This is a genomic window from Pseudomonas sp. COW5 (assembly GCF_026240005.1).
GTDB classification, from domain to species: Bacteria; Pseudomonadota; Gammaproteobacteria; order Pseudomonadales; family Pseudomonadaceae; genus Aquipseudomonas; species Aquipseudomonas kribbensis.
In genome coordinates this window covers 5,452,583-5,476,261 of sequence record NZ_JAPHVP010000001.1, presented here as the reverse complement: position 1 = coordinate 5,476,261, position 23,679 = coordinate 5,452,583, and the positions used below count along the sequence as shown (strand labels likewise).

The 23,679-nt window shown below is 61.4% G+C and carries 18 protein-coding genes and 1 pseudogene; 17 read left to right on the top strand and 2 right to left on the bottom strand.

The window, feature by feature from the left end; all coding sequences use genetic code 11:
- Nucleotides 1-70: 70 nt before the first annotated feature.
- On the top strand, nt 71-1,726 hold the full coding sequence (locus OQ248_RS25005; protein ID WP_265814409.1) for an MlaD family protein: 1,656 nt from the start codon (nt 71-73) through the stop codon (nt 1,724-1,726).
- 16 nt (nt 1,727-1,742) lie between these two features.
- Nucleotides 1,743-2,291 carry a PqiC family protein gene (locus tag OQ248_RS25000; RefSeq protein WP_265814408.1) on the top strand — a complete coding sequence of 183 codons (549 nt, stop codon included), beginning with the start codon at nt 1,743-1,745 and terminating at the stop codon, nt 2,289-2,291.
- On the opposite strand, the gene OQ248_RS24995 is transcribed toward OQ248_RS25000, so the two are convergent.
- Nucleotides 2,252-3,562, bottom strand: coding sequence for a HAMP domain-containing sensor histidine kinase (locus tag OQ248_RS24995; protein ID WP_265814407.1), 1,311 nt, complete (start codon nt 3,560-3,562; stop codon nt 2,252-2,254). The genes OQ248_RS25000 and OQ248_RS24995 overlap by 40 nt on opposite strands.
- Nucleotides 3,563-3,878: 316 nt before the next feature.
- Here OQ248_RS24995 and OQ248_RS24990 point away from each other — a divergent pair, with 316 nt between their 5' ends.
- The 6 genes from OQ248_RS24990 (at nt 3,879) to OQ248_RS24965 (ending at nt 11,934) form a co-directional block, all read left to right on the top strand.
- Nucleotides 3,879-4,532: a histidine phosphatase family protein gene (locus OQ248_RS24990; protein WP_114883219.1), complete on the top strand. Its 654-nt coding sequence runs from the start codon at nt 3,879-3,881 to the stop codon at nt 4,530-4,532.
- 293 nt (nt 4,533-4,825) lie between these two features.
- On the top strand, nt 4,826-6,538 hold the full coding sequence (gene arnT / locus OQ248_RS24985) for a lipid IV(A) 4-amino-4-deoxy-L-arabinosyltransferase (protein WP_265814406.1): 1,713 nt from the start codon (nt 4,826-4,828) through the stop codon (nt 6,536-6,538).
- Complete coding sequence (locus OQ248_RS24980; RefSeq protein WP_265814405.1) at nt 6,535-8,064, top strand: glycosyltransferase family 39 protein; 1,530 nt, start codon at nt 6,535-6,537, stop codon at nt 8,062-8,064. Before arnT (OQ248_RS24985) ends, OQ248_RS24980 begins: the two co-directional genes overlap by 4 nt.
- 202 nt (nt 8,065-8,266) lie before the next feature.
- The gene (locus tag OQ248_RS24975) at nt 8,267-9,280 is read left to right on the top strand and encodes an iron ABC transporter substrate-binding protein (RefSeq protein WP_265814404.1); all 1,014 of its coding nucleotides are present in this window, start codon (nt 8,267-8,269) and stop codon (nt 9,278-9,280) included.
- Nucleotides 9,281-9,283: 3 nt separating this feature from the next.
- Nucleotides 9,284-10,879 (top strand): iron ABC transporter permease, encoded by a 1,596-nt coding sequence (locus tag OQ248_RS24970; RefSeq protein WP_265814403.1) that lies wholly within the window; start codon nt 9,284-9,286, stop codon nt 10,877-10,879.
- Entirely contained in the window at nt 10,876-11,934 is a 1,059-nt protein-coding gene (locus OQ248_RS24965; protein ID WP_265814402.1) for an ABC transporter ATP-binding protein, read from the top strand. Before OQ248_RS24970 ends, OQ248_RS24965 begins: the two co-directional genes overlap by 4 nt.
- A 7-nt stretch (nt 11,935-11,941) precedes the next feature.
- Here the strand turns inward: OQ248_RS24965 and OQ248_RS24960 are convergent, their stop codons facing one another.
- Nucleotides 11,942-12,787 (bottom strand): tyrosine-type recombinase/integrase, encoded by an 846-nt coding sequence (locus tag OQ248_RS24960; protein ID WP_240789138.1) that lies wholly within the window; start codon nt 12,785-12,787, stop codon nt 11,942-11,944.
- 466 nt (nt 12,788-13,253) lie between these two features.
- Between OQ248_RS24960 and arnB the strand changes: the two genes are divergently transcribed.
- From arnB to OQ248_RS24915, 9 genes and pseudogenes are all read left to right on the top strand, one after another.
- The gene (gene arnB, locus OQ248_RS24955; protein WP_085730869.1) at nt 13,254-14,405 is read left to right on the top strand and encodes a UDP-4-amino-4-deoxy-L-arabinose aminotransferase; all 1,152 of its coding nucleotides are present in this window, start codon (nt 13,254-13,256) and stop codon (nt 14,403-14,405) included.
- Nucleotides 14,402-15,424 (top strand): undecaprenyl-phosphate 4-deoxy-4-formamido-L-arabinose transferase, encoded by a 1,023-nt coding sequence (arnC, locus tag OQ248_RS24950; protein WP_114883231.1) that lies wholly within the window; start codon nt 14,402-14,404, stop codon nt 15,422-15,424. Before arnB ends, arnC begins: the two co-directional genes overlap by 4 nt.
- The gene (gene arnA / locus OQ248_RS24945) at nt 15,421-17,412 is read left to right on the top strand and encodes a bifunctional UDP-4-amino-4-deoxy-L-arabinose formyltransferase/UDP-glucuronic acid oxidase ArnA (RefSeq protein ID WP_085709967.1); all 1,992 of its coding nucleotides are present in this window, start codon (nt 15,421-15,423) and stop codon (nt 17,410-17,412) included. Before arnC ends, arnA begins: the two co-directional genes overlap by 4 nt.
- A complete protein-coding gene (gene arnD / locus OQ248_RS24940; protein WP_085709968.1) occupies nt 17,412-18,296 on the top strand; it encodes a 4-deoxy-4-formamido-L-arabinose-phosphoundecaprenol deformylase in 885 nt (294 codons plus the stop codon). The genes arnA and arnD overlap by 1 nt, the downstream gene beginning before the upstream one ends.
- The gene (gene arnT, locus OQ248_RS24935) at nt 18,293-19,942 is read left to right on the top strand and encodes a lipid IV(A) 4-amino-4-deoxy-L-arabinosyltransferase (RefSeq protein WP_265814401.1); all 1,650 of its coding nucleotides are present in this window, start codon (nt 18,293-18,295) and stop codon (nt 19,940-19,942) included. The genes arnD and arnT (OQ248_RS24935) overlap by 4 nt, the downstream gene beginning before the upstream one ends.
- Nucleotides 19,939-20,283 (top strand): 4-amino-4-deoxy-L-arabinose-phosphoundecaprenol flippase subunit ArnE, encoded by a 345-nt coding sequence (gene arnE, locus OQ248_RS24930; RefSeq protein WP_065257283.1) that lies wholly within the window; start codon nt 19,939-19,941, stop codon nt 20,281-20,283. Before arnT (OQ248_RS24935) ends, arnE begins: the two co-directional genes overlap by 4 nt.
- The gene (arnF, locus tag OQ248_RS24925; RefSeq protein ID WP_265814400.1) at nt 20,280-20,693 is read left to right on the top strand and encodes a 4-amino-4-deoxy-L-arabinose-phosphoundecaprenol flippase subunit ArnF; all 414 of its coding nucleotides are present in this window, start codon (nt 20,280-20,282) and stop codon (nt 20,691-20,693) included. Before arnE ends, arnF begins: the two co-directional genes overlap by 4 nt.
- Nucleotides 20,690-22,080, top strand: a pseudogene (locus OQ248_RS24920) (UDP-glucose/GDP-mannose dehydrogenase family protein); the annotation flags it as partial. The gene arnF and the pseudogene OQ248_RS24920, both read left to right, overlap by 4 nt.
- Nucleotides 22,066-23,664, top strand: a complete 1,599-nt coding sequence (locus OQ248_RS24915) for a glycosyltransferase family 39 protein (RefSeq protein WP_265815144.1) — start codon at nt 22,066-22,068, stop codon at nt 23,662-23,664. The pseudogene OQ248_RS24920 and the gene OQ248_RS24915, both read left to right, overlap by 15 nt.
- Nucleotides 23,665-23,679: the final 15 nt, after the last annotated feature.

Below are 23,679 nucleotides of genomic sequence, written 5' to 3'. Positions count from 1 at the left end.
GCACTTCTATATTGATGAAGTGCTTTTGCGTTCCTGACGCTCAGTGCCCAACACACTCTGGAGGTCATGGATGGAGTCGTCAGCCGCCGATCAACCGCGAGCACCCGGCCAGGCACCGGTCAAGACCCGGCGCTTCAGCATTTCGCTGGTGTGGATCGTGCCGATCGTCGCGGTACTGGTGGGCATTTCGCTGGTGGTGCACAACCTGATGCAGGAAGGCCCGACCATCGTCGTCACCTTCAAGACCGGCAGCGGTCTGACCGCCAACAAGACCGAAGTCAAATACCGCAACGTGGTGGTCGGCCAGGTCTCGGACGTCGAGCTGGCCGACGACCAGAAGAGTGTCAACGCCACGATCAAACTGGCCAAGCAGGCCGAAACCTTTACCCGCGAAGACTCCAAATTCTGGGTGGTACGCCCACGTATCGGTGCTGGCGGTGTATCGGGTATCGATACGCTGCTTTCGGGTGACTACATCGGTGCCGACATCGGCCAGTCCGATTCGCGCGGCAAATACTTCAAGGGCCTGGAAAACCCGCCGCCGATCACCTATGGCGAACCGGGCAGACGCTTCAACCTGCACTCCTCGGATCTGGGCTCGCTGGACATCGGCTCTCCGGTCTATTACCGCAAGATTCCGGTCGGTCAGGTCGTGGCCTACGCACTCGATCCCGATGGCAAAGGGGTGAATATCGAAGTGTTCATTCACGCGCCGAACGATGCCTTCGTTACCGAGAACACCCGGTTCTGGAACGCCAGCGGTATAGACGTGAACGTCGGCGCCAATGGTTTTGCGGTGAAGACCGAATCGCTTTCCACCTTGCTGGTTGGTGGCATTGCCTTCCGCGCGCCGGATTACAGCCCCAACGATGTGGCGGCAGCGGATGAAAAATCCTTCGATCTGTTCGACGACCAGCAGACCGCCCTCGCCCCGCCCGCCGGCAAGCCGCAGTACCTGAGCCTGCGTTTCGATCAGGCCATGCGCGGTCTCAAGGTTGATGCGCCGGTCGAATTCCTCGGCATGGAAATCGGCCGCGTGGTGAGCATCAACCTGGACTACGACGAGAAGAAACGCAGTTTCCCGGTCAACGTCGGCATCGTGATCTACCCACAACGCCTCGGACGGGCCCACGAAAAGATGCTCAAGGTGCTCCACCACAACCCGGAAGACGAAGCCGCCGCCGTGCGCCTGATCGGCACCTTCGTCGACAACGGTCTGCGCGCCCAGGCCCGCAGCGGCAACCTGCTGACCGGTCAGCTGTACATCGCCCTGGATTTTTTCCCGAAAGCCGAAAAAGTCGCGTTTGACCCGACGGCGCGTCCGATCGTCATTCCGACCATTCCCGGCAGCCTCGAACAGTTGCAGGAAAAACTCGAGGCGATGGTCGACAAGCTCAACAAACTGCCGGTGGAACGCATTGCCGGCAATCTCGACGGCAACCTCGTCGAACTGCGCAAAAGCCTGAGCCAGTTCAACACCAAGACGCTGCCCAGTGTGCAGAACACCCTGGCAGACGTGAGCAAGACCCTGCAATCGGCCAACTCGACCCTGGCCGAAGATTCGCCGCAGCGAGAGAAACTCACCCAGACCCTCGACGAACTCGGGCGCATGTCGCGTTCGCTGCGTGAACTGTCGGATTACCTCGGACGCCATCCGGAATCGCTGATTCGCGGTCGCCCCGACAACGCCGCGCCGCTGGATCTCAAGGGACCGCCGCGCAATTGAGCACAGGAGCTTTGCCATGGCTTTACCGCTGAAGTTCACCGTGCTCGCCGCGTGCCTGCTGCTGGGTGCCTGTCGCAGCGACCCGATCAGTTTCCACACCCTGACCTCGGCACAGCCGATGCCTGGCCGATCCGGACAGGACATCGCGATTGAAAGCATCAGCGTGCCGCCCCAGGTCGACCGGCCGCAAATCGTCATCCGCCAGGGCAACAGCGGCCTGGCGATTCTGGAAACCCAATGGTGGGGCGCGAGCCTCGGCGATGAGCTGCGCAGTGCGTTGGTGGATCAATTGAGCAACGCTGGAGTCTCGCGCAAAACGTCAGTGCGCATCGATGTGCAGCGTTTCGATTCGATTCCCGGGCAATACGGATTGATGGACGTGAAATGGCGCCTGCGTCCGGCCGACGCGGGCGATAGCGGTCTGCTCACCTGCCGCTCGATTCTGCAGACGCCGTCCGGATCGAGCATCGACGATCTGGTGAACGCTCAGCAGAACAACGTCAAACGCCTTGCCGAGCTGATCCGTCAGGCCGCGGGCAATGCGCGCGGCTGCCCGCCGTCCTGAGCCGCCGGCTTCAATTCCACGCTGAAGCGGCTGCCGCTGGACTGGCCGCTGCTCAACTGCACCCGCCAGTGCTGGCGCTTGCAGATCCGCTGCACCAGCGACAACCCCAGGCCAAGGCCCTCGCCGCGGCCCTCGTCACCACGCACGAACGGCTGGAACACTGCCTGACGCTGTTCCTCCGGGATGCCGATGCCGCTGTCTTCCACCACAAAACCGTTGCCGGTCAGGGTCAACCGGACGAACCCGTGATCAGTGTAGTGCCAGGCATTGCGCAACAGGTTGCCCATGACCGATTGCAGGAACGTCAGGTTGAAGCGTTCCATGCACGGCTGCTCCACCTCGTAGAAAAACTCCAGGCCCTTTTCACGAATCAGTCGGCCCCAGATCTCGCTCTGGGCATCCGCGACGTCCTTGAGCGTGACGCAGATATCGCTGCCGGTATCGTCCTCGGCGCGAGCCAGCATCAGGAAGGTATCCACCAGTTGGCGCATCTCGTGGCTGGCCCGGGCGATGCGATTGACCTGCGCCGTTGAACGGGCATCGAGCGACGGATTGGCGAGCAACAGCTCGCAAGAACCGCAAAGCACCATCAACGGCGTGCGCAGTTCATGGCTGACATCGCTGGTGAACAGTTTTTCGCGGCTCAGGGTTTCACGCAGGCGGCCCAAGGTCTGGTCGAACGACAGCGCCAGCTCGCCCACTTCGTCTGCGGCATAGTCCGGGTGCAGCGGAGGCGCCAGCACCAGCAACTGATCGCGATGGCGCACCTGACGCGCCAGACGTATGACCGGCGCCATCACCCGTCGAGCCAGTAACCGGCCAAGTACGAGCGCCAGCAGAACACTCAGGACAAAACCGACCGTAACCACGATGAACAGCAATCGCTCGCGCTGTTCGAGGCTTTCCTGATCGCGCAACAACACATATTTGCGTCCACCGACCACCTCGACCATGGCAAAGAAATCATCGCCATCGAAGCTGATTTCCTGAAAACCGGGTGCCAGTGACGCCAGCGAGGGAATAAGAGCCATAGCGCCGGGGCCGCCTTCGAAGAAAAACAACTCGCTCTTTTCCGGCTGATGGCTCCAGCGATTGATGTCTTCCATGGCCAGCAGGCGGTGCAGGCCGCCGCTCAAGGTGCTGGTGGCCAGCCGGTGCTCGACGACGTGCACGGCGGCGACAATGCCCAGCGCAAACACCCCGGCGACGAGAGCGCTCATCAAAGCGAACACGATGACGATCCGTTTCGTCAGGCTTTGCTTGAGATCCATTCGGGTCGATGACTCCACTGCTGAATTCAGACTTCACGGTCAAAGACAGCGACATTGACCGAACCTGCGCAGCTTCACCGCAAACATAAACATTTGTTAAGACTGGCCGGTAAAAAAAGGGTATTTGAGTCTGGTTATCAAACACCGGATTAGTTGGGTTTTATCGACTCTCGCGAAATTTTCACATGTTCTTCACCGCCCCCCGACGTGCACAAACGTAATGTTCAGCCATTATTCAAGTTCACAACTATAAAAATTGGTTAAATCGCCGGCCAATATCGCCTGCGACGTCAAGGGGCATGCCGTGGAGCGACAGATGCAATTAACAGCGACATATAAACAACGCCGCACGCTTCGACTTGGAAAACTGTTGACCGGCATCGGTGTAGTGGTCGCCATCGGACTGGTCAGCGGCTTCGTCTGGGTAACCCGCTCGCCCGTGGATCTGGGCAACGCCGGCAAGGCTGCCCGGGCTGACTGGACCCAGGCCTGGCAGGCTGGCGAAGTCGTGGCACTGGTGCGTCATGCCGAACGTTGCGACCGTTCCGACAACCTCTGCCTGGGCCCGGCCGACGGCATCACCCAGGCCGGCAACGACTCTGCAGCGCTTGTAGGCAAAGGCTTCGTGGGGCTGGGCATGCAGCAGGCGCAGGTGTTCACCAGCCCGTTGACCCGTACCGTGCAGACCGCGCGCGCCATGTTCGGTCAGGACGCCACGACCCAGATCTGGCTCGAGTCCTGCGGTTCTTCTCTGCGCAACGACGTGGTGGCGCACAAGGTTGCCAAGCGCAATCTGGTGCTGGTCACCCACAGCGGATGCATCAGTGACTTCGAAAAACAGACCGGTTTTCCTCACGCCGTCGCCGCCGAATACGGCAGTACCCTGTTTGCACGCATCGATGACAAAGGCCAACTTAAAGTTTTAGGCATCATGAATGCCGATGCCTGGTCTCAACTCAATAGTCATTAATGCTTTAGTTGGGGCGGACCGACAAGGTTGCACTTTTTTCAACTAGTCAGGAATGGACTTCATTAATTTGTAATGAAAGATGTATCTGCCCCCGATTTACTGGACAACGGTTTTTTTTAAGCTTGGCTATAGTGCGAGAACTCCGGCCTGGAGGTTCGGCAGTTCTCTGGATACAGGAAACGCCCGTCCCCCGATCGCACACCTGCATTCATTCAACGCGATGACCCGCCCGCTCAGGAACGCGCCGGGCAGGCCATCGACACAAGAACTTCGTTTGGCACCAAGGCTTTGTCATGACGTCTGAAAACAACCCGCTGCGACACGCTGCCCGTCATTTCTCCCCCACCACGACTTTCGAGCGTTGGGCCATTCCCGGCCTGATTCTGGCTTTCGTGGTGTTTTATCTGTTGCCGCTGATGACCCACGGCCTGTGGATCCCCGATGAAACCCGCTACGGCCAGATCAGCCAGGAAATGCTGCTCAGCGGCAACTGGGTCGCGCCGCATTTCATGGGCATCCGCTATTTCGAAAAACCGATTGCCGGTTACTGGATGATCGCGATCGGCCAGGCGATCTTCGGTGAAAACCTGTTCGGCGTGCGTATCGCTTCGGCCCTGAGTACCGGCGTCAGTGTCTGGCTGACGTACCTGATAGCCCGCCGGCTGTGGAACAACCCGCGCATCAGCGTCGCCAGCGCCCTCCTTTATATGAGCTTCGGGCTGATTGCCGGCCAGGCCGGTTACGCCAACCTCGATCCGCAGTTCACCTTGTGGGTCAACCTGAGCATGGTCGCCGTGTGGTTTGCCATCGACAGCCAGACCCCTCGCGCCCGCCTGGGCGGTTGGGCGCTGCTCGGTGTCGCCTGCGGCATGGGCCTGATGACCAAAGGGTTCCTGGCGTTATTGCTGCCGGTGCTGATCGCCCTGCCCTACATGATCTGGCAACGCCGCTTCGGCGAACTGGTGCGTTACGGGCTGGTGGCCGTGGTGGTTTGCGTGCTGATCAGCCTGCCGTGGGTATTGGCCGTTCATTACCGGGAACCTGATTTCTGGCGCTTCTTCTTCTGGCACGAACACATCCGTCGCTTTGCCGCCGGCGATGCCGCGCAGCACGCCCGTCCGTGGTGGTTCTACCTGCCGCTGCTGTTTGCCTCCACCCTGCCGTGGGCCGTTCTGCTGCCTTCGACACTCCTGCGCACCTGGCGCGAAAAGCGTGACCCGAAAACCGCCTACCTTGCGTTGTGGTTCCTGCTGCCACTGGCCTTTTTCAGCCTGAGCAGCGGCAAGCTGCCGACCTACATCATGCCGTGCCTGCTGCCGATCGCCCTGTTGATGGGGCAGACCGTGGTCAACTGGCTGGATCAGAACAGTGGCCGCGTCCTGCGCCTGAACGGCGTGATCAACACCGTCATCGCCAGTGCGGCGCTGGTGGCACTGCTTTATCTGCAGGCAACCAAGGAAATCTACGAAAACACCGAGATGTTCAGCCTGTCGCTGGCCTATATCGTGCTGGTGGGCTGGATCATCGCCAACGCCTTGCAAGTGCTGCGTCCGCTGACGCTGTGGGCCATGCCGGCGCTGGGTATCGGCTTGCTGGTGGCGTTGTTGCCGGCGGCCATGCCGGGGCAGATCGTCAATAGCAAGATGCCCGACCAGTTCATTGCCGAACACCAACAGGAACTGAGTGAAACCGCGTCCCTGCTCAGCAACGATCTGGGCGCAGCCTCGGCACTGGCGTGGCGTCTGAAACGTCCGCAGGTGGATCTGTTCAACACCATCGGTGAACTGAAGTACGGCCTCGAAGACCCGGCCATGGAAGCACGTAAAGTCACTATGGACGGCGTCGGCCAGTGGATGACCGAAGCGCGGAAGAAAGGCGCGGTCGGTGTGGTCTTGCGCGTCAACAGTACGCAGGAAGAGCAGGAAGTCGGATTGCTGCCGGTAGACGGCAAGCATTACCGTCGCGGCAATCTGCAGATCTTCATCTTCCCGCAGCGCCAGCCATGACCTTGCGCAATAACGACCGGGGCGCCCTGCTGCTCCTGCTGGCCGCCAGCGCCCTGATGTTGCTGCTCGGTCTGGGCAGCCGCGAATTGTGGGGCGCGGAAACCCGCTGGGCGAACATCGCGTTGCAGATGATGCAAAGCGGCGATTACTTCGACCCGTACCTCAAGGGTGATCCCTACTACGACAAGCCGCTTTTGTCGTACTGGCTGATCACCGCGACCGCCTGGCTGACCGGCAGCCTGGATCACTGGTCGCTGCGCCTGTCTTCGGTGGTGTCCGCGTGGCTCAGCGTCTGGCTGGTGTATCTGCTGGGCGAGCAACTGTTTCGCAAAGGCACGGGACTGATCGCCGGCTGGATGCTGGCGACCACCTTCTATTTCGTGTTCTGGGCTCGGGTCGCCACCGCTGACATCCTGACGGTCTGCGGTGTACTGGCGGCGGTCTGGTGGTACTGGCGCGGGCCGGACGATACGCGGTTTTCGCGCTATCTGGTGTTCTGCGTTCTGCTGTCCCTGACTTCGTTGTTCAAAGGCCTGATCGGTTTCATCCTGCCGGGGCTGGTATTGCTGCCGCACCTGCTGAGTGAAGGCCGCTGGAAGCGCCATCTGAACCTGCGTCTGCTCGCGGCGCTGGTGATTGCCGGGGCGTTCTACATGACGCCGTTCCTGCTGTCGCACCTCTATGGCGCGCCGAACTACGGGGAAAGCGGCCTGGGGCTGGTCTTGCGGGAAAACGTCGTGCGGTTTTTCCAGCCGTTCGACAACATCGGCCCGATCTACACCTATTTGCTGTACCTGCCGATCTACACCCTGCCCTGGGCGCCGTGCTGGATCATTGCCCTGTGGGTCGCGGCGAAGAACTGGAAACACATCGAACCGGATACCCGCTGGCTGATTCAGGGCCTCGGGTTGTTGATGCTGTTCTTCACCGCCAGCGGCAGCCGACGCAGTTACTACGTGCTGCCACTGGTACCGTTCGCGCAACTGCTCGGGGCCTGGTGGATCACCCGGCGCATGGCCGCGCGCAACGCCGAGAGCCCGTTTGGCGGGCGCGGCCTGAAAATCGGTTTTGCGGTGACCACGGTGTTGCTGCTGGGGATTCTCGGCGTGCTCTACCCCTGGACCAACAGCGGTGGCGGCGCGATCCAGTTCGGCGAGACCGTGCGACTGCAAGCCAGCCAGCGTGCGCCGTTGAGCCAATGGCACTTCGTCATGGTCGAGGTGGACAACAAGGTTCCGATGTACCTGCAGACCGGCGGCGAGCCGTTCTACTACGTGCCGGAAACCCGTGATTTCCCTCGCGATGGCGATGCTGCCGCGATGTTCGAATGGCTGGAACGCACCAGCGGCAAGCACTGGGATCCGAAGCGTACGATCTTCGTCGCCCAATACCGCACCGGCGAACCCGTGCCGCTCTCCAGGCTCGGTCAAGACCATCAAGTCATCACGACCACCCCGACCCGCGGCGAACAAGTGCTCCATGGCCGCGAGGATCAAAGCGTCGCCTACCTGCCCCAAGGCTCCTGAAAGACAACGCCGGGTTCGCCCGGCGTCCCCACCCAGTGACTGCTAACCTGAATGGCAATGACATGTATTAACGGTTTGTTTGACGTTTTTTTCTCATTTGCCTCTCTACATTGCCAGCCAGCCAACATATGCAAATCATTCGCATTGAAGTTTTCCGGCGAATGCTTGCCCATAACGTCTAAAAAACAGGAGCTGCTCCGTCATGAGTCCATCCCTTCCGTCCTTTCTCAAGCACGCTACTCTGGCAACCGCGCTGCTCGTTGCCGGTCAGGTGTTTGCCGCCGATTCCGTCGGCATCGTGGTCTACAACGCCCAGCATGAAACCCTGACCAAGGCCTGGGTCGCCGGCTTCACCGAGGAAACCGGGATCCCGGTCACGATTCGCAATGGCGACGACACGGAAATGGGCAACCAGCTCGTGCAGGAAGGCGCGGCCTCCCCGGCGGACGTGTTTCTGACGGAAAACTCCCCGGCCATGGTGCTGGTGGACAATGCCAAACTGTTCGCCCCTGTAGCTCCGGCCACCCTTGAACAAGTGGGCTCGGCCTATCGTCCGGCCCATGGCCAGTGGGTCGGCATCGCCGCTCGCTCGACAGTCTTTGTCTACAACCCGGCCAAACTGCCGGAAAAAGACCTGCCAAAATCCCTGATGGATCTGGCGACCCCGGCATGGAAAGGTCGCTGGGCTGCATCCCCTGCCGGTGCCGACTTCCAGGCCATCGTCGCCGCCGTGCTGGAACAGAAAGGCGAAGCCGCCACCCTGGAATGGCTCAAGGGCATGAAAGCCAACTTCACTGCCTACCGTGGCAACAGCTCGGTGCTCAAAGCGGTGAATGCCGGCCAGGTGGACAGCGGCGTGATCTATCACTATTACGCTTTCGTCGATCAGTCCAAGACCGGTGAAAACAGCAAGAACACCGCCCTGCACTACTTCAAGCATCAGGATCCGGGCGCGTTCGTGAGCATCTCCGGTGGTGGCGTGCTGAAGTCCAGCAAACACCAGGAAGAAGCACAGAAATTCCTCCAGTACATCACCGGCAAGCAAGGCCAGGAGGTACTGCGCACCGGCAACTCCTTCGAGTACGCCGTGGGCAAGGACTCGGCTTCCAACCCGAAACTGGTGCCGTTGAAGGATCTGGACGCACCGAAAGTCGACGCATCGAAGCTCGACAGCAAGAAAGCCGTCGAACTGATGACTCAGGCGGGACTGCTTTAATTGATGCCTGAAACTCTGCCGGCGGGGGTCGCTGCGGCGCCCTCCGCCAACCTTTCACGCAGGTCCCGCGCCCTCAACGGGCGCGGGAGCCCCTGGGTGGTCGTACTGGCGATCGGTGTTTCATTGCTGTCGTTACTGCCGATCGGCTTTGTGGTCGGCGTGTCGTGGTACACCGGCTGGGCGACCATCGAAGCCTTGATCTTCCGCCCTCGGGTGGCCGAATTGCTGATCAACACCGTGCTGCTGGTGTTGATCACCCTGCCGATCTGCATTGTGCTGGGCATCACTCTGGCCTGGCTGACCGAACGCACCAATCTGCCCGGTCGGCGATTGTGGTCAGTGCTGGCGGTTGCGCCGCTGGCCGTGCCGGCGTTCGTGCACAGCTATGCCTGGGTCAGTCTGGTTCCGTCGATCAATGGGCTGCCGGCCGGTGTGCTGGTGTCTGTGATCGCTTACTTTCCGTTCCTTTATTTGCCGATTGCGGCGACGTTGCGTCGTCTCGACCCGGCGATTGAAGACGTGGCCGAATCCCTCGGCCTGAAACCGTGGGCCGTGTTCTTCCGGGTAGTACTGCCGCAATTGCGCCTGGCGATCTGTGGCGGTGCGCTGTTGGTGGGGCTGCACTTGCTGGCCGAATATGGCCTGTACGCGATGATCCGCTTCGACACCTTCACCACGGCCATTTTCGATCAGTTCAAATCCACTTTTAACGGCCCGGCCGCCAACATGCTCGCCAGTGTTCTGGCGTTGTGTTGCCTGGCGATGCTGACCGTGGAATCCGCCGCACGTGGCCATGCACGTTATGCCCGGGTCGGTTCCGGCAGCGCCCGGGAACAGCGGACCGTGCGTCTCAAACCCGGCATCGCAGCTCTGGGCCTGTGCCTGCAAACCCTGACCTGCCTACTCGCTCTCGGCGTTCCCATGCTCACGCTTGGCAGATGGCTGATCGCTGGCGGCGCTGAAGTCTGGCAAGGCGAAGAATTGTTGCCGGCCTTGCTCCAGACCCTGTCGTTCGGCGTGGCCGGTGCGGTGTTGACCAGCCTTGCAGCGATCCCGATTGCCTGGCTGTCGATCCGCGCGCCCGGCAAACTGCAACGTGTGCTGGAAGGCTGCAACTACATCACCAGTTCCCTGCCGGGAATTGTTGTGGCGCTGGCACTGGTCACCGTGACGATCCACTTCGCCCGGCCGATCTATCAGACCACCATCACAGTGCTGTTGGCGTACCTGCTGATGTTCCTGCCGCGGGCGCTGGTCAGCCTGCGTGCCGGTTTCGCCCAGGCGCCGGTGGAGCTGGAAAACATCGCGCAAAGCCTCGGCCGCTCGCCGCTGCGCGCCTTGTGGCTGATCACCCTGCGCCTGGCCGCGCCCGGTGCGGCGGCGGGTGCAGCGCTGGTGTTCCTCGCGATCACCAATGAATTGACCGCAACCCTGTTGCTCGCGCCCAACGGCACGCGCACCCTGGCCACCGGTTTCTGGGCCATGACCAGCGAAATCGACTACGCCGCCGCAGCACCTTACGCGCTGCTGATGGTGGTGCTTTCGCTGCCCCTCACGGCCATCCTCTATCACCAATCCAGGCGCAGTGCCGGCCGATGAACGCTCTCGACATCATCAATCTCAGTAAATCCTTCGGCGCGCAAACCGCGCTGGACACCATCAACCTGTCCGTCCCGACCGGCAGTCGCACCGTGATCGTCGGTCCGTCAGGCTCCGGCAAGACCACGCTGCTGCGGATGATCGCCGGGTTCGAGTTCCCCGATGCCGGCAGCCTGACGCTCAACGGCCAGACGCTGGTCGACAGCACCCACGCCGTGCCTGCCTACCAGCGCCAGATTGGCTATGTTCCCCAGGATGGTGCGCTGTTTCCGCACATGACCGTGGCCGACAACATCGGTTTCGGTCTGAGTGAAACCGGCAGCGCCAGAACCGAGCGCATCCAGGCGTTGATGGACAGCGTGGCCCTGAACGCCAACATGGCCACACGCTGGCCCCATGAGTTGTCCGGCGGCCAGCAGCAACGGGTGTCGCTCGCCCGGGCACTGGCCCAGCAACCGCGACTGATGCTGCTGGATGAACCCTTTTCCGCCCTCGACACCGGCCTGCGCGGCGCCATGCGCAAAATGGTCGCGCGCCTGCTCGAAGAGAGCGGCGTAACGACGATTCTGGTCACCCACGACCAGGGCGAAGCCTTGTCGTTTGCCGATCAGTTGGCCGTCATGCGTGACGGGCGACTGGTGCAGTCGGGGCATCCGATGGACCTCTACCGCTACCCGGACGACGAGCAGACCGCACGGTTTCTCGGCGAAGCGGTGGTCATGCCGGCGCAAATCGAAGCCGGTTGGGCCCATTGCGATCTTGGGCGGATCGCGGTGAACAGCAACGGTTTCTCCGGTCCCGCACAGATCATGCTGCGCCCGGAACAGCTTCAGCTGTCCGACCTTCCCGCCGATTCAGACGGCTGCAACGCCGTGGTCACCGAACGCGATTTCGGCGGCAACACGTGCACCCTGACGGTCGAGTTGCGGGCCGCAGCCAATGAAGAACCCGGTCGTTCGCTGCTGGTTCGCAGCACCGGAATGCACGCGCCGCCGGCCGGCAGCGCGGTGCAATTGTCGATTCTAGGGGCGGCCCACGTCTTCGACGCGTCGTAACACTCGACTACAGATCGAAACGATCCACGGCGCGACGCCGTTCATTGTCGTCGCGCACGTCGTAGTTGGCGGTCGTCTGGATATTGCTGTGGTGCGCGAGTTTCTGGGCGATCGACAGATCGTGCTCTTCGATCACCCGGGTGATGAACGAACGCCGGAAATCGTGGGGCATGATCTTCACCCCGACCTGAGTGCCACGCTGGCGGGCGATGTAATAGATCGCGTGCTTGGTGATGCGCTCCCGGGTGATGTGGCTGCCACGGCGGATGCGGTTGAACAGAAACGTATCGTCGCTCTCGCCTTCCTTGAGCTCTGAACGGCGAAACTCCAGCCAGGCATTGAGCTTGGCGAAGGCCCAGGCCGGTGCGTATTTGATCAGTTGTTTATTGCCCTTGGCGGTGACACACAGGCTGCGTTCCGTGAAGTCCACCTGGTTCAGGTCCAGATCCACCGACTCGGATTTACGCATGCCGGTGCCGTACAGCAGCGCAATCACTGCCGCATCACGCAGCCCCTGCGGACGCGGATCGGCCGCGCAGACTTCCATCAATTCATGAATCAGCGTGCGCTTCAGGTTGCGCCCCTGAGACAGCCGCGTACCGGCAATGCCCTTGACCGAGCGCATCTTCAACAGGTGATCCTGGCTGATCAGGCTCATGCGCCAGGCTTCGTTCATGACGCCACGAATGGCGTTTACATAGAGTGAAGAGGTGTTGGGGGCGTAGTTATCGGCGCGCAATGCCGCGACTAACGCGACAACATCCTCGGGTTGCAGGGCGTGCCAGGGAATGTCCTCGACATTCATGTCTTCAAAGCCGAGGCGATCGGCGGCATCTTGTAAAACGTACCGCATGGTGAGTTGGCTGGAAGGTGCCAAACGCGCCAAATACAAGGACAAAGGGTTGCTTGCGATAGACTCTGAAGAGGTAACGGATAAGCTGCTCAAACGAAAGACCTTGAGTAAAAAACAGTCCAGCACAACAACTAACTACTGCAATGAACTTGATGTAAGGAAGAGTCTTGTAGTAGGACTTTTCCGATAAAGCCGCGGAAATCTGAACAGCGGCTGTATGAATTTGAGATAAACGATTCACCGACCGGTTTTTCATATTCCTTTCACAAAATCGGGAATAACCTTAGCTAGATAGGTCCTCAGTCGGTACCGCCCAACCTGCCGGGCAACGCCTGAAAAGTCAACCAACCCCCGACGTCATGCTTTCCAAGCAACTCGTTGATGCAAAACCTGTTTTTTGCGTCTACGCTGGGATTGGATCCGATGAACAGATGGATCTGTCCATTTTTTTCGCAATGAGGTGTCCATGAGTCAGGCGTTTCTCCCCTTCTCTCGCCCGAGTATCGGCGATGAAGAAATTGCGGCCGTCGAGCAGGTTCTGCGCTCGGGCTGGATCACCACCGGGCCGAAAAACCAGGCACTTGAAGAACAGTTCGCGCAGTACGTGGGTTGCAAGCACGCCGTTGCTCTCTCCTCCGCCACCGGCGGCATGCACATCACCCTGCTGGCCCTGGGCATCGGTCCCGGCGATGAAGTCATCACGCCGTCGCAGACCTGGGTCTCCACCGCCAACATGATTTCCCTGCTGGGCGCCACGCCGGTGTTCGTCGATGTCGACCGCGACACCCTGATGACCGACGCCGCCCGCATCGAAGCCGCCATCACGCCACGCACCAAAGCCATCATTCCGGTGCATTACGCCGGTGCCGCGTTCGATCTGGATCCGCTGTACGCACTGGCGGACAAGCACGGCATCGCCGTCATCGAAGACGCTGCCCACGCAGCCGGCACCCGCTACAAGGGCCGCCACGTCGGCTCCCACGGCACGGCGATCTTCTCGTTCCACGCGATCAAGAACATGACCTGCGCCGAAGGCGCGATGTTCGTCACCGACGACGAAGCCCTGGCCAGCCGCGTGCGCATGCTCAAGTTCCACGGTCTGGGCGTCGATGCCTACGACCGTCTGACCGGTGGCCGCAAGCCGCAGGCCCAGGTCATGGAGCCGGGCTTCAAGTACAACCTGGCCGACATCAACGCTGCCATTGCCCTGGTGCAACTGGAGCGTCTGGACGCCATCAATGCCCGCCGCACCGAGCTGGCCGGTCAATACCTGCAAAAGCTCGAAGGCCTGCCGGTGCAGCCGCTGGCCGTGCCGCAGCAATACGCCCAGCAACACGCCTGGCACCTGTTCATCCTGCGCATCGACAGCGAGCGCTGCGGGATGGATCGCGAAGCCTTCATGAAAGGTTTGCAGGAGCAAGGCATCGGCACCGGCATCCATTTCATCGCCACCCACCTGCACACCTGGTACCGCCAGCGTGACCCTGACCTGTATCTGCCCAACACCGAATGGAACTCGGCGCGGCTGTGCTCGATTCCGCTGTTCCCCGACATGACCGACCAGGATCTGGATCGTGTTGTCGGCGCCATCGCCACTCTTATGGACAAACGCTCGTGAGACCTTACCCGATTAAATGCGTGTCGATCGTCATCCCGGTCTACAACGAACAGGACAGTCTGCCTGAGCTGCTTCGGCGCACAGAGGCGGCCTGCGCCCAACTCAAACATGACTACGAAATCGTGCTGGTCGACGACGGCAGCCGCGACGAGTCGGCCAACATGCTGGAAGAAGCGGCCGGACGCGAAAACAGCCCGTTCGTAGCGGTCATCCTCAACCGCAACTATGGCCAGCACGCCGCGATCATGGCCGGTTTCGAGCAGTGCAAGGGCGACGTGGTGATCACCATCGACGCTGACCTGCAGAACCCGCCGGAAGAAATTCCGCGCCTGGTGGCCGAAGCCGAAAAGGGTTACGACGTCGTCGGCACCGTGCGTGGCAACCGTCAGGACTCGGCCCTGCGCCGCTACCCGTCGAAACTGATCAACCTCGCCGTGCAACGCTCCACCGGCGTGGCCATGAGCGACTACGGCTGCATGCTGCGCGCCTACCGCCGCACCATCATTGACGCCATGCTCGCCTGCCGCGAACGCAGCACGTTCATTCCGATCCTGGCCAACAGCTTCGCCCGCCACACCACCGAAATCGTCGTGGCCCACGCCGAACGTGAACACGGCGACTCGAAATACAGCCCGATGCGCCTGATCAACCTGATGTTCGATCTGGTCACCTGCATGACCACCACGCCGCTGCGTCTGCTGAGCATCGTCGGCTTCGCGATGGCAGGTCTGGGCGCACTGTTCGCCGTTGCGCTGATCGTCCTGCGCCTGGCGTTCGGTGCAGGCTGGGCCGGTGACGGCACGTTCGTACTGTTTGCGGTGTTGTTCGTGTTCACCGGTGGCCAGTTCATCGGCATGGGTCTGCTGGGTGAATACCTGGGACGCATGTACAGCGACGTGCGCGCCCGTCCGCGCTTCTTCATTGAAAAGGTGTTGCGCAGCCAGCCGGCCTCCCCGGCACCTGCGGTCACCGTTGACGGCCTAACTTCCAATTCCACTTCCGATCAGGTTCTCTCATGAGTGCAAAAACTGTTGTCTTCGCTTACCACGATATTGGCTGCGCCGGCATTGAAGCCCTGCTTAACAGCGGCTACGACATTGCAGCAGTGTTCACTCACGCCGACGATCCGAAAGAAAACGCCTTCTACGCCTCGGTTGCACAGCTGTGCGCCAGCAAAGGCATCCCGGTCCACGCGCCGGAAGACGCCAACCACCCACTGTGGATCGAGCGCATCGCCAAGCTCGACCCTGAGTACATTTTCTCGTTCTACTACCGCAACCTGCTGAGCGAGCCGCTGCTGGCGCTGGCCAAAAAAGGCGCGTTCAACCTGCACGGCTCGCTGCTGCCACGCTACCGTGGTCGCGCACCGGCCAACTGGGTGCTGGTCAACGGCGAAACCGAAACCGGCGTCACCCTGCACCGCATGGTCAAGCGCGCTGATGCCGGCGCCATCGTTGCCCAGCAACGCGTTGCCATCGAGCGCAGCGACACCGGTCTGACCCTGCACGCCAAACTGCGCACTGCCGCCAGCGACCTGCTGCGCGACACCCTGCCGAACATGCTGCAAGGCAAGATCACCGAAACCCCGCAAGACGAATCCAAGGCCACCGTTTTCGGTCGTCGTACTCCGGCGGACGGCAAACTGGTCTGGGCCAAACCGGCCGAGCAACTGTTCAACCTGGTTCGCGCCGTGACCCGTCCATACCCGGGCGCCTTCTGCGCCGTGGGCGAGCACAAGCTGATCGTCTGGAGCGCCGAAGTCGTCAAGGGCAACGAAGGTCAGGCTCCTGGCCGTGTGATCAGCGTCGATCCGCTGCGCATTGCCTGCGGTGAAGACTCGCTGGTGATCAACGCCGGTCAGCGCAACGACAACGGTCTGTACCTGAGCGGCCCGCAACTGGCCAACGAACTGGGTCTGGTCGACGGCTCGCTGCTGCGCGGTGCCGAATCCGGCCGTGCGCCACGTCGCACCCGCGTGCTGATCCTGGGCGTCAACGGCTTCATCGGTAACCACCTGTCCGAGCGTCTGCTGCGTGACGACCGCTACGAAATCTATGGCCTGGACATCGGTTCCGACGCCATCGACCGTCTGCGCGACCACCCACGCTTCCACTTCGTCGAAGGCGACATCAGCATTCACTCCGAGTGGATCGAGTACCACATCAAGAAGTGCGACGTAGTCCTGCCGCTGGTGGCCATCGCCACCCCGATCGAATACACCCGCAACCCGCTGCGCGTATTCGAACTGGACTTCGAAGAGAACCTGAAACTGGTTCGCTACTGCGTCAAGTACAACAAGCGCGTGATCTTCCCGTCGACCTCGGAAGTCTATGGCATGTGCCAGGACAAGAACTTCGACGAAGACAGCTCCAACCTGATCGTCGGCCCGATCAACAAGCAGCGCTGGATCTACTCGGTTTCCAAGCAACTGCTGGACCGCGTGATCTGGGCTTACGGCGCCAAGGGCCTGAACTTCACCCTGTTCCGTCCGTTCAACTGGATGGGCCCGCGTCTGGACCGTCTGGACTCGGCCCGTATCGGCAGCTCCCGCGCCATCACCCAGCTGATCCTGAACCTGGTGGAAGGCACTCCGATCCGTCTGTTCGACGGCGGCGAGCAGAAGCGCTGCTTCACCGACATCGCCGACGGCGTCGAGGCGCTGGCCCGCATCATCGACAACGACAACGATGTCTGCAACGGCCAGATCATCAACATCGGCAACCCGGAAAACGAAGCCAGCATCCGTCAGCTGGGCGAAGAACTGCTGCGTCAGTTCGAAGCTCACCCGCTGCGCAGCAACTTCCCTCCGTTCGCCGGTTTCCGCGACGTGGAAAGCAAGGCGTTCTACGGTGCCGGTTACCAGGACGTGGAACACCGCAAGCCAAGCATCGCCAACGCCAAGCGCCTGCTGAACTGGGAGCCGACCGTGGAAATGCGCGAGACCATCGGCAACACCCTGGACTTCTTCCTGCGTGAAGCCATGCTCGAAATCGCGGACAAGCGTTAATGCAGGCAGGTCTTCGTATCGATGTCGACACCTACCGAGGCACCCGTGAAGGGGTGCCCCGGTTGCTGGAAATCCTCGACGAAGCGCAGGTCAAGGCAACGTTTTTCTTCAGTGTCGGCCCGGACAATATGGGCCGACATCTGTGGCGCCTGATCCGCCCGCAATTCCTCTGGAAAATGCTGCGTTCCAACGCCGCCGGCCTTTACGGCTGGGACATTCTGCTGGCCGGGACCGCCTGGCCGGGCAAACCGATCGGTCGCGACCTTGGGCACCTGATGCGTCAGGCCCGGGACGCCGGCCATGAAGTCGGCCTGCACGCCTGGGATCACCACGGCTGGCAGGCCAATGCCGGCACCTGGAGCGACGCGCAACTGATCGAGCAGATCCGTCGCGGCGTCGACACCCTGAGCGACATCATCGGCGAAAAGATCCAGTGCTCCGCCGCCGCCGGTTGGCGCGCGGACGAGCGCGTGGTCGAAGCCAAAGAGACCTTCGGTTTTCGCTACAACAGCGATTGCCGCGGGAATCGGCTGTTTCGACCACTGCTGGCCGATGGTTCAGTGGGTGCGCCGCAGATTCCGGTGGACATGCCGACCTTCGACGAGGTGGTCGGCCCGACCGTGGCGGCGAAGGACTTCAACGCCTTCATCCTTGACCGGTTCCGCCCGGACAACCTCAACAACTACACCATTCATGCCGAAGTAGAAGGGATTCTGATGGCCGACGATTTTCGCCGTTTGCTGGCCGATGCACGCCAGCGAGAAATCGAGTTCAAGCCTTTGGGCGATCTGTTGCCCGAGTTTCTCAACACATTGCCTGTCGGCCGTGTGCAGCGTGGCGTCCTCGAAGGCCGTGAAGGCTGGCTGGGAGTGCAAGGGGCATGAGCAAACGCTGGGCACTGCCGCTGCTGATCGGACTGTTTCTGCTGGCCTACCTGCTGCCGCTCGGCACCCATGGTCTGTGGATTCCCGATGAAACCCGTTACGCCCAGATCAGCCAGGACATGCTGCTGAGCGGCAACTGGGTGTCCCCGCATTTCATGGGCCTGCGTTATTTCGAGAAACCGATTGCCGGTTACTGGATGATCGCGCTGGGTCAGGAACTGTTCGGGCAGAATCTGTTCGGCGTGCGTTTCGCCTCGGCCCTCAGCACCGGTTTGAGTGTGCTGTTGTGCTTCCTGGTTGCCCGTCGCCTGTGGAACGAGCCGAGCAAAAGCTTCATCTGCGCCCTGCTCTACATGAGCTTCACGGTGGTTGCCGGTCAGGCGGGTTATGCCAACCTCGATCCGCAATTCACCTTCTGGGTAAACCTGAGCCTCGTCGCCCTGTGGTTTGCCGTCGACAGTCGTAGCACCCGGCAACGCGTAATCAGCTGGGCTGTGTTGGGGCTGGCCTGCGGGATGGGGTTCATGACCAAGGGTTTTCTCGCCTGGCTGCTGCCGGTGCTGATCGCCCTGCCCTGGATGCTCTGGCAGAAACGCTGGCGTGAACTGCTGATCTACGGTCCGGTGGCGGTTGCCGTGGCGATCGTCGTCAGCCTGCCGTGGGTGCTGGCCGTGCACAGTCAGGAACCGGATTACTGGCGGTTCTTCTTCTGGCACGAACACATCCGCCGCTTTGCCGGTGACGATGCCCAACACGACGCACCATGGTGGTTCTACCTGCCATTGCTGGTTGCCTTCAGCCTGCCGTGGGTCGGCATGCTGGTGCCGGCGTTCAAGCAAGCCTGGCAGACCCGTACCCAACCGGGCATTGCCTTCCTGCTGCTGTGGCTGGTGATGCCGCTGGCATTTTTCAGCACCGCCAACGGCAAGCTGCCGACCTACATCCTGCCGTGCCTGCTGCCGCTGGCGCTGTTGCTGGGTCATGCCCTGGCCGACCGTCTGCGTCTGGAACAGGGCCGGGCCTTGAGCATCAACGGTTTGCTTAACCTGGTGCTGGGCGTCGTCACGCTGATCGCACTGGTTTACCTGCAACTGAAAAAACCGGTGTACGACCATGAGCTGCACAGCATGGTGCTGGTGTTCATTGCCCTGATCGGCTGGATCATCGCCAACCTTGCGCAGGCGTTTCTGCCGCTGCAGTGCTGGGCCGCTCCGGCGCTCGGCAGTCTGCTGCTGATCGGTGTCCTGCCGGCCGCGTTGCCGAAGTCGGTGGTGGCCAACAAGACGCCGGACCAGTTCATCCTGCATCACCTCGACGAACTGTCCGGCACCACGCACCTGCTGAGCAACGATCTCGGTGCCGCTTCGGCACTGGCCTGGCGCCTGAAGCAACCCAAGGTGGCGTTGTACAACACCGTGGGCGAGCTGAAGTACGGCCTGAGCTATCCCGAAGGCGCGGAACAGCGGATCACCACCGATGAAGTCCAGCAGTGGGTACGCGATGCCCGCCGCACCGGCTCGGTCGGCGTGGTCATGCGGGTCAAGGGCGACGACGAGCTGCATGAAGTCGACCTGCTGCCCAAGGACGGCAACCGTTATGAGCAAGGCAACCTGGTGATCATTGTCCTGCCCAAGGATCCGTCATGAGCTGGTTGCTGTTGCTGACGGCGTGTCTGCTGACGTGCCTGGGCCAGGTTGCACAGAAGTACGCGGTGGAGAGCTGGCGCGGGGTCGATTCGTCCTGGGCTGACAAACTGCGCTCGCCGTGGCTGTGGCTGGCGCTGTTCGCACTGGGTTCGGGCCTGCTGGTCTGGCTGCTGGTATTGCAACGCCTTGAGGTGGGCATCGCTTATCCGATGCTCAGCCTCAACTTTGTGCTGATCACCCTGATCGCGCGTTTCGTGTTTCGCGAACCGATCGATCGCCAGCACTGGATCGGCGTGGCGCTGGTGATCGGCGGCGTGGCGCTGCTGGGGCAACAGTCATGAGTCAGGGACGCGGAATCGGCTTTGCGCTGGGCAGCGTGTTGCTGGTCAGCGGCGCCCAACTGGGCATGCGCTGGAGCATGACGCGCCTGCCGCAGCCGGAACAATGGTTATCCGCATTGACCACCGGCAACGTCGACCTGACGGCGCTGGCAGTGGTGTTCATGGCCATTCTCGCCTACGCACTGTCGATGCTCTGCTGGCTCGCCGCCCTGCGCGACCTGCCGCTGGGCCGGGCCTATTCGCTGCTGAGCATCAGCTATGCGCTGGTGTATCTGTTGGCGGCCAGTCTGCCGCTGTTCAACGAATCTTTCAGTTTCACCAAATCACTGGGCGTGGCACTGGTCATGCTCGGTGTCATCACTATCAACACTCGTCCGGCACAAGCGCCCGATTTGAGGAGTGCTCCATGAAAATCACAGTATTTGGAAGCGGTTACGTCGGCCTGGTGCAAGCCGCGGTTCTGGCCGAGGTCGGCCATGATGTCGTGTGCATGGATATCGATCAGAAGAAGGTCGAACTGCTCAGCCAGGGTCACGTCAGCATCTTCGAGCCGGGCCTGTCGAGCCTGGTCCGTGAAGGCCTGGATTCCGGTCGTCTGCACTTCACTTCCGATGAGAAAACCGCCGTGCTTCACGGTCGCGTCGCCTTCATTGCCGTGGGCACACCGTCCAGCGAGGATGGCTCGGCCGACCTGAAATACGTGCTGTCGGTGGGCGATGCCGTTGCCCGCCATCGCGAGCAACCGCTGATCCTGGTGGAAAAATCCACCGTACCGGTCGGCACCGGCGACACCCTGCGCGCCCATATCCAGGCCGCGCTGGACAAGGCCGGTCGCGCGCTGCAGTTCGATATCGTCTCCAACCCGGAATTCCTCAAGGAAGGTTCGGCGGTCTCCGACTGCCGTCGTCCGGACCGCATCGTCATCGGCTGCGAAGGTGATGAAGTGCGCGACGTGATGCGCGACCTGTACTCGCCGTTCAACCGCAACCATGACCGCATCATGTTCATGGACCTGCGCAGCGCCGAGCTGACCAAGTACGCCGCCAACTGCATGCTGGCGACCAAGATCAGCTTCATCAACCAGATCGCCGAACTGGCCGAACACCTGGGCGCCGACATCGAGTCGGTCCGCCAGGGCATCGGCGCCGACACGCGCATCGGTTACCACTTCATCTATCCGGGCTGCGGCTACGGCGGCTCGTGCTTCCCCAAAGACATGCGCGCGCTGATCCACAGTGCCGAACAGGCCCATTGCTCCAGCGACCTGCTGCAAGCGGTCGAAGCGATCAACGAACGTCAGAAGCACAAGCTGTTCGACCGCATCAATGCGTTCTACAAGGGTGATCTGCGCGGTAAGACCTTCGCCCTGTGGGGCCTGGCGTTCAAGCCGAACACCGACGACATGCGCGACGCGCCAAGCCGCGTGCTGCTCGATTCGCTGTTCGCCGCCGGCGCCAGCGTTCGCGCGTTCGACCCGGAAGCGATGCAGGAAACCCAGCATCTGTACCCGAACGAAGAAAAACTGATGCTGATGGGCACCCCTGAATCGGTGCTTGCCGGTTCCGACGCGCTGATCATCTGCACCGAATGGCAACAGTTCAAGGCGCCGGATTTCGATCTGATCCAGCAACGCCTCAAGGATCCAGTGATCTTCGACGGCCGTAACCTGTACGACGCCGATCGTCTGGCGCGCAATGGCTTCAAGTACTTCCCGATCGGCCGTGGGGATTCGCGCAAGTTGCCGATCCCGCTGCAACAATGGCCCAACACTGCGGACGTCGCTTGATTACGTTGTCGCCTGCCATCCGCCGGCAGTCCCTGATCGCAGGGCTGCTGGCACTGTTGTTGTTTATCGCCGGGGTTTATGGACAGGCACCCATTGGCTTTGATTCACGCTTTGTACTGTTTGCCCAGGAGATGCTGCGACACGGGCCGACGGTATTCCCGACCACCTACGGCGAGCCTTACGCAGACTATTCGGCGTTGTCGACGTTGTTCATCTGGCTGTTGGCGTTGCCTTTCGGGGCTATCAATACCCTGACCGCGTGGTTGCCCAGCGCCATCGCGGGCGGGGTGATCGTGATGTTGATGTACCGCTTGCTGGCGGTGCATTCGCAGCGCTGGGCATTGATCAGCATTGCGCTGCTGATGCTCACCAGCACCTTCATCACGGAAGTCCGCGCGGTGTCGCAAGACCTGATGCTGGCTGCCGTCGCGCTGTCGGTGTTCTATCTGGGTTACGCTCATGACCATTTCGGCTCCGGCCGACGCTGGCCGCTGATTTTCGTCCTGTTGTTGCTGGGTTTCGGCATTCGCGGGCCGATCGGGCTAGTGGTGCCGACCGGCATGCTCTGCAGCTATTACCTGCTCAACCGTCAGTGGACACGGCTGTTCGTGTTCGGTGTGCTGGCGTCGATCCTGCTCGCGGCGTGTGTCGGCCTGTTGTTGTGGCTGGCCAACCTCAGCGGTGGCGAGGCTTTCCTGCAAGACGTGATCCGCATGCAGTTCATGGGGCGCATGGATGGCAGTGAAGGTGTCAGCGGCTCGCTGTACTACTTCACCAGTTCGCTGGGCAACTACGCGCTGGCTTACCCGCTGGCCATTGTGGTGCTGGCGGCGGCGTGGCTGAGCAAACCGCATCAACGCGGACCGGCCTTGCGGCTGGTGCAATATTGCGCGGCGGCCGGATTGATCGTCATGGTCGGTCTGTCGATTCCACAGGCGAAGAAGGCGCGTTACCTGCTGCCGATGTTGCCGATGGCCGCGATCATCGCCGCGTATCCGTTCCAGGTGGCTCACGGTCGGGTATTCGCCTGGTTGCGCGGGATCATTCAGGCCTTGTGGCTGCTGACGCCGCTGTTGCTGATCGTTGCCCTGCTGGTTGCACGACGCAAGTTCCCGGAGCTATTGACCGGTGTCATGCCGGTGCTGATCGTGCTGGGCCTGCTGCAACTGCTGGCGTTGTCGCGACTGTGGAAGCCGCGCTGGCGTGCCGAGGTGTTGGCCCTGAGCGCCGTACTGGCGTTGTGGACGGTCTATGCCGCCGTGTTCGAGCCGGTGGAACGCGCGCTCTATGACACCCGTTCTTTCAGTCGTGCGGCGTTCGCCCAGGTTCAACAGAACCCGGCCCCGCTGGTGCTGCACGGCATGGGCAAGGACGCCAAGGCGATCAAGTTCATGGTCAACGTCGAACAGGACCTGCAACCGCAGTTCACCGAAACCGTCCAGCAACTGGAAGCCCTCCAGGGTCCGGCCTGGCTGATCATGGACAGCAAGGATATGCAGTCACTGCAAGGCACGCCGCTGGCCAGCCTGCAACCGGTACTGAGCGGTCGCTTCGACAAGAACGATTACGTGCTGTTGTACCTGAAACCCTTGTAGACCTCGCTGAAGGCT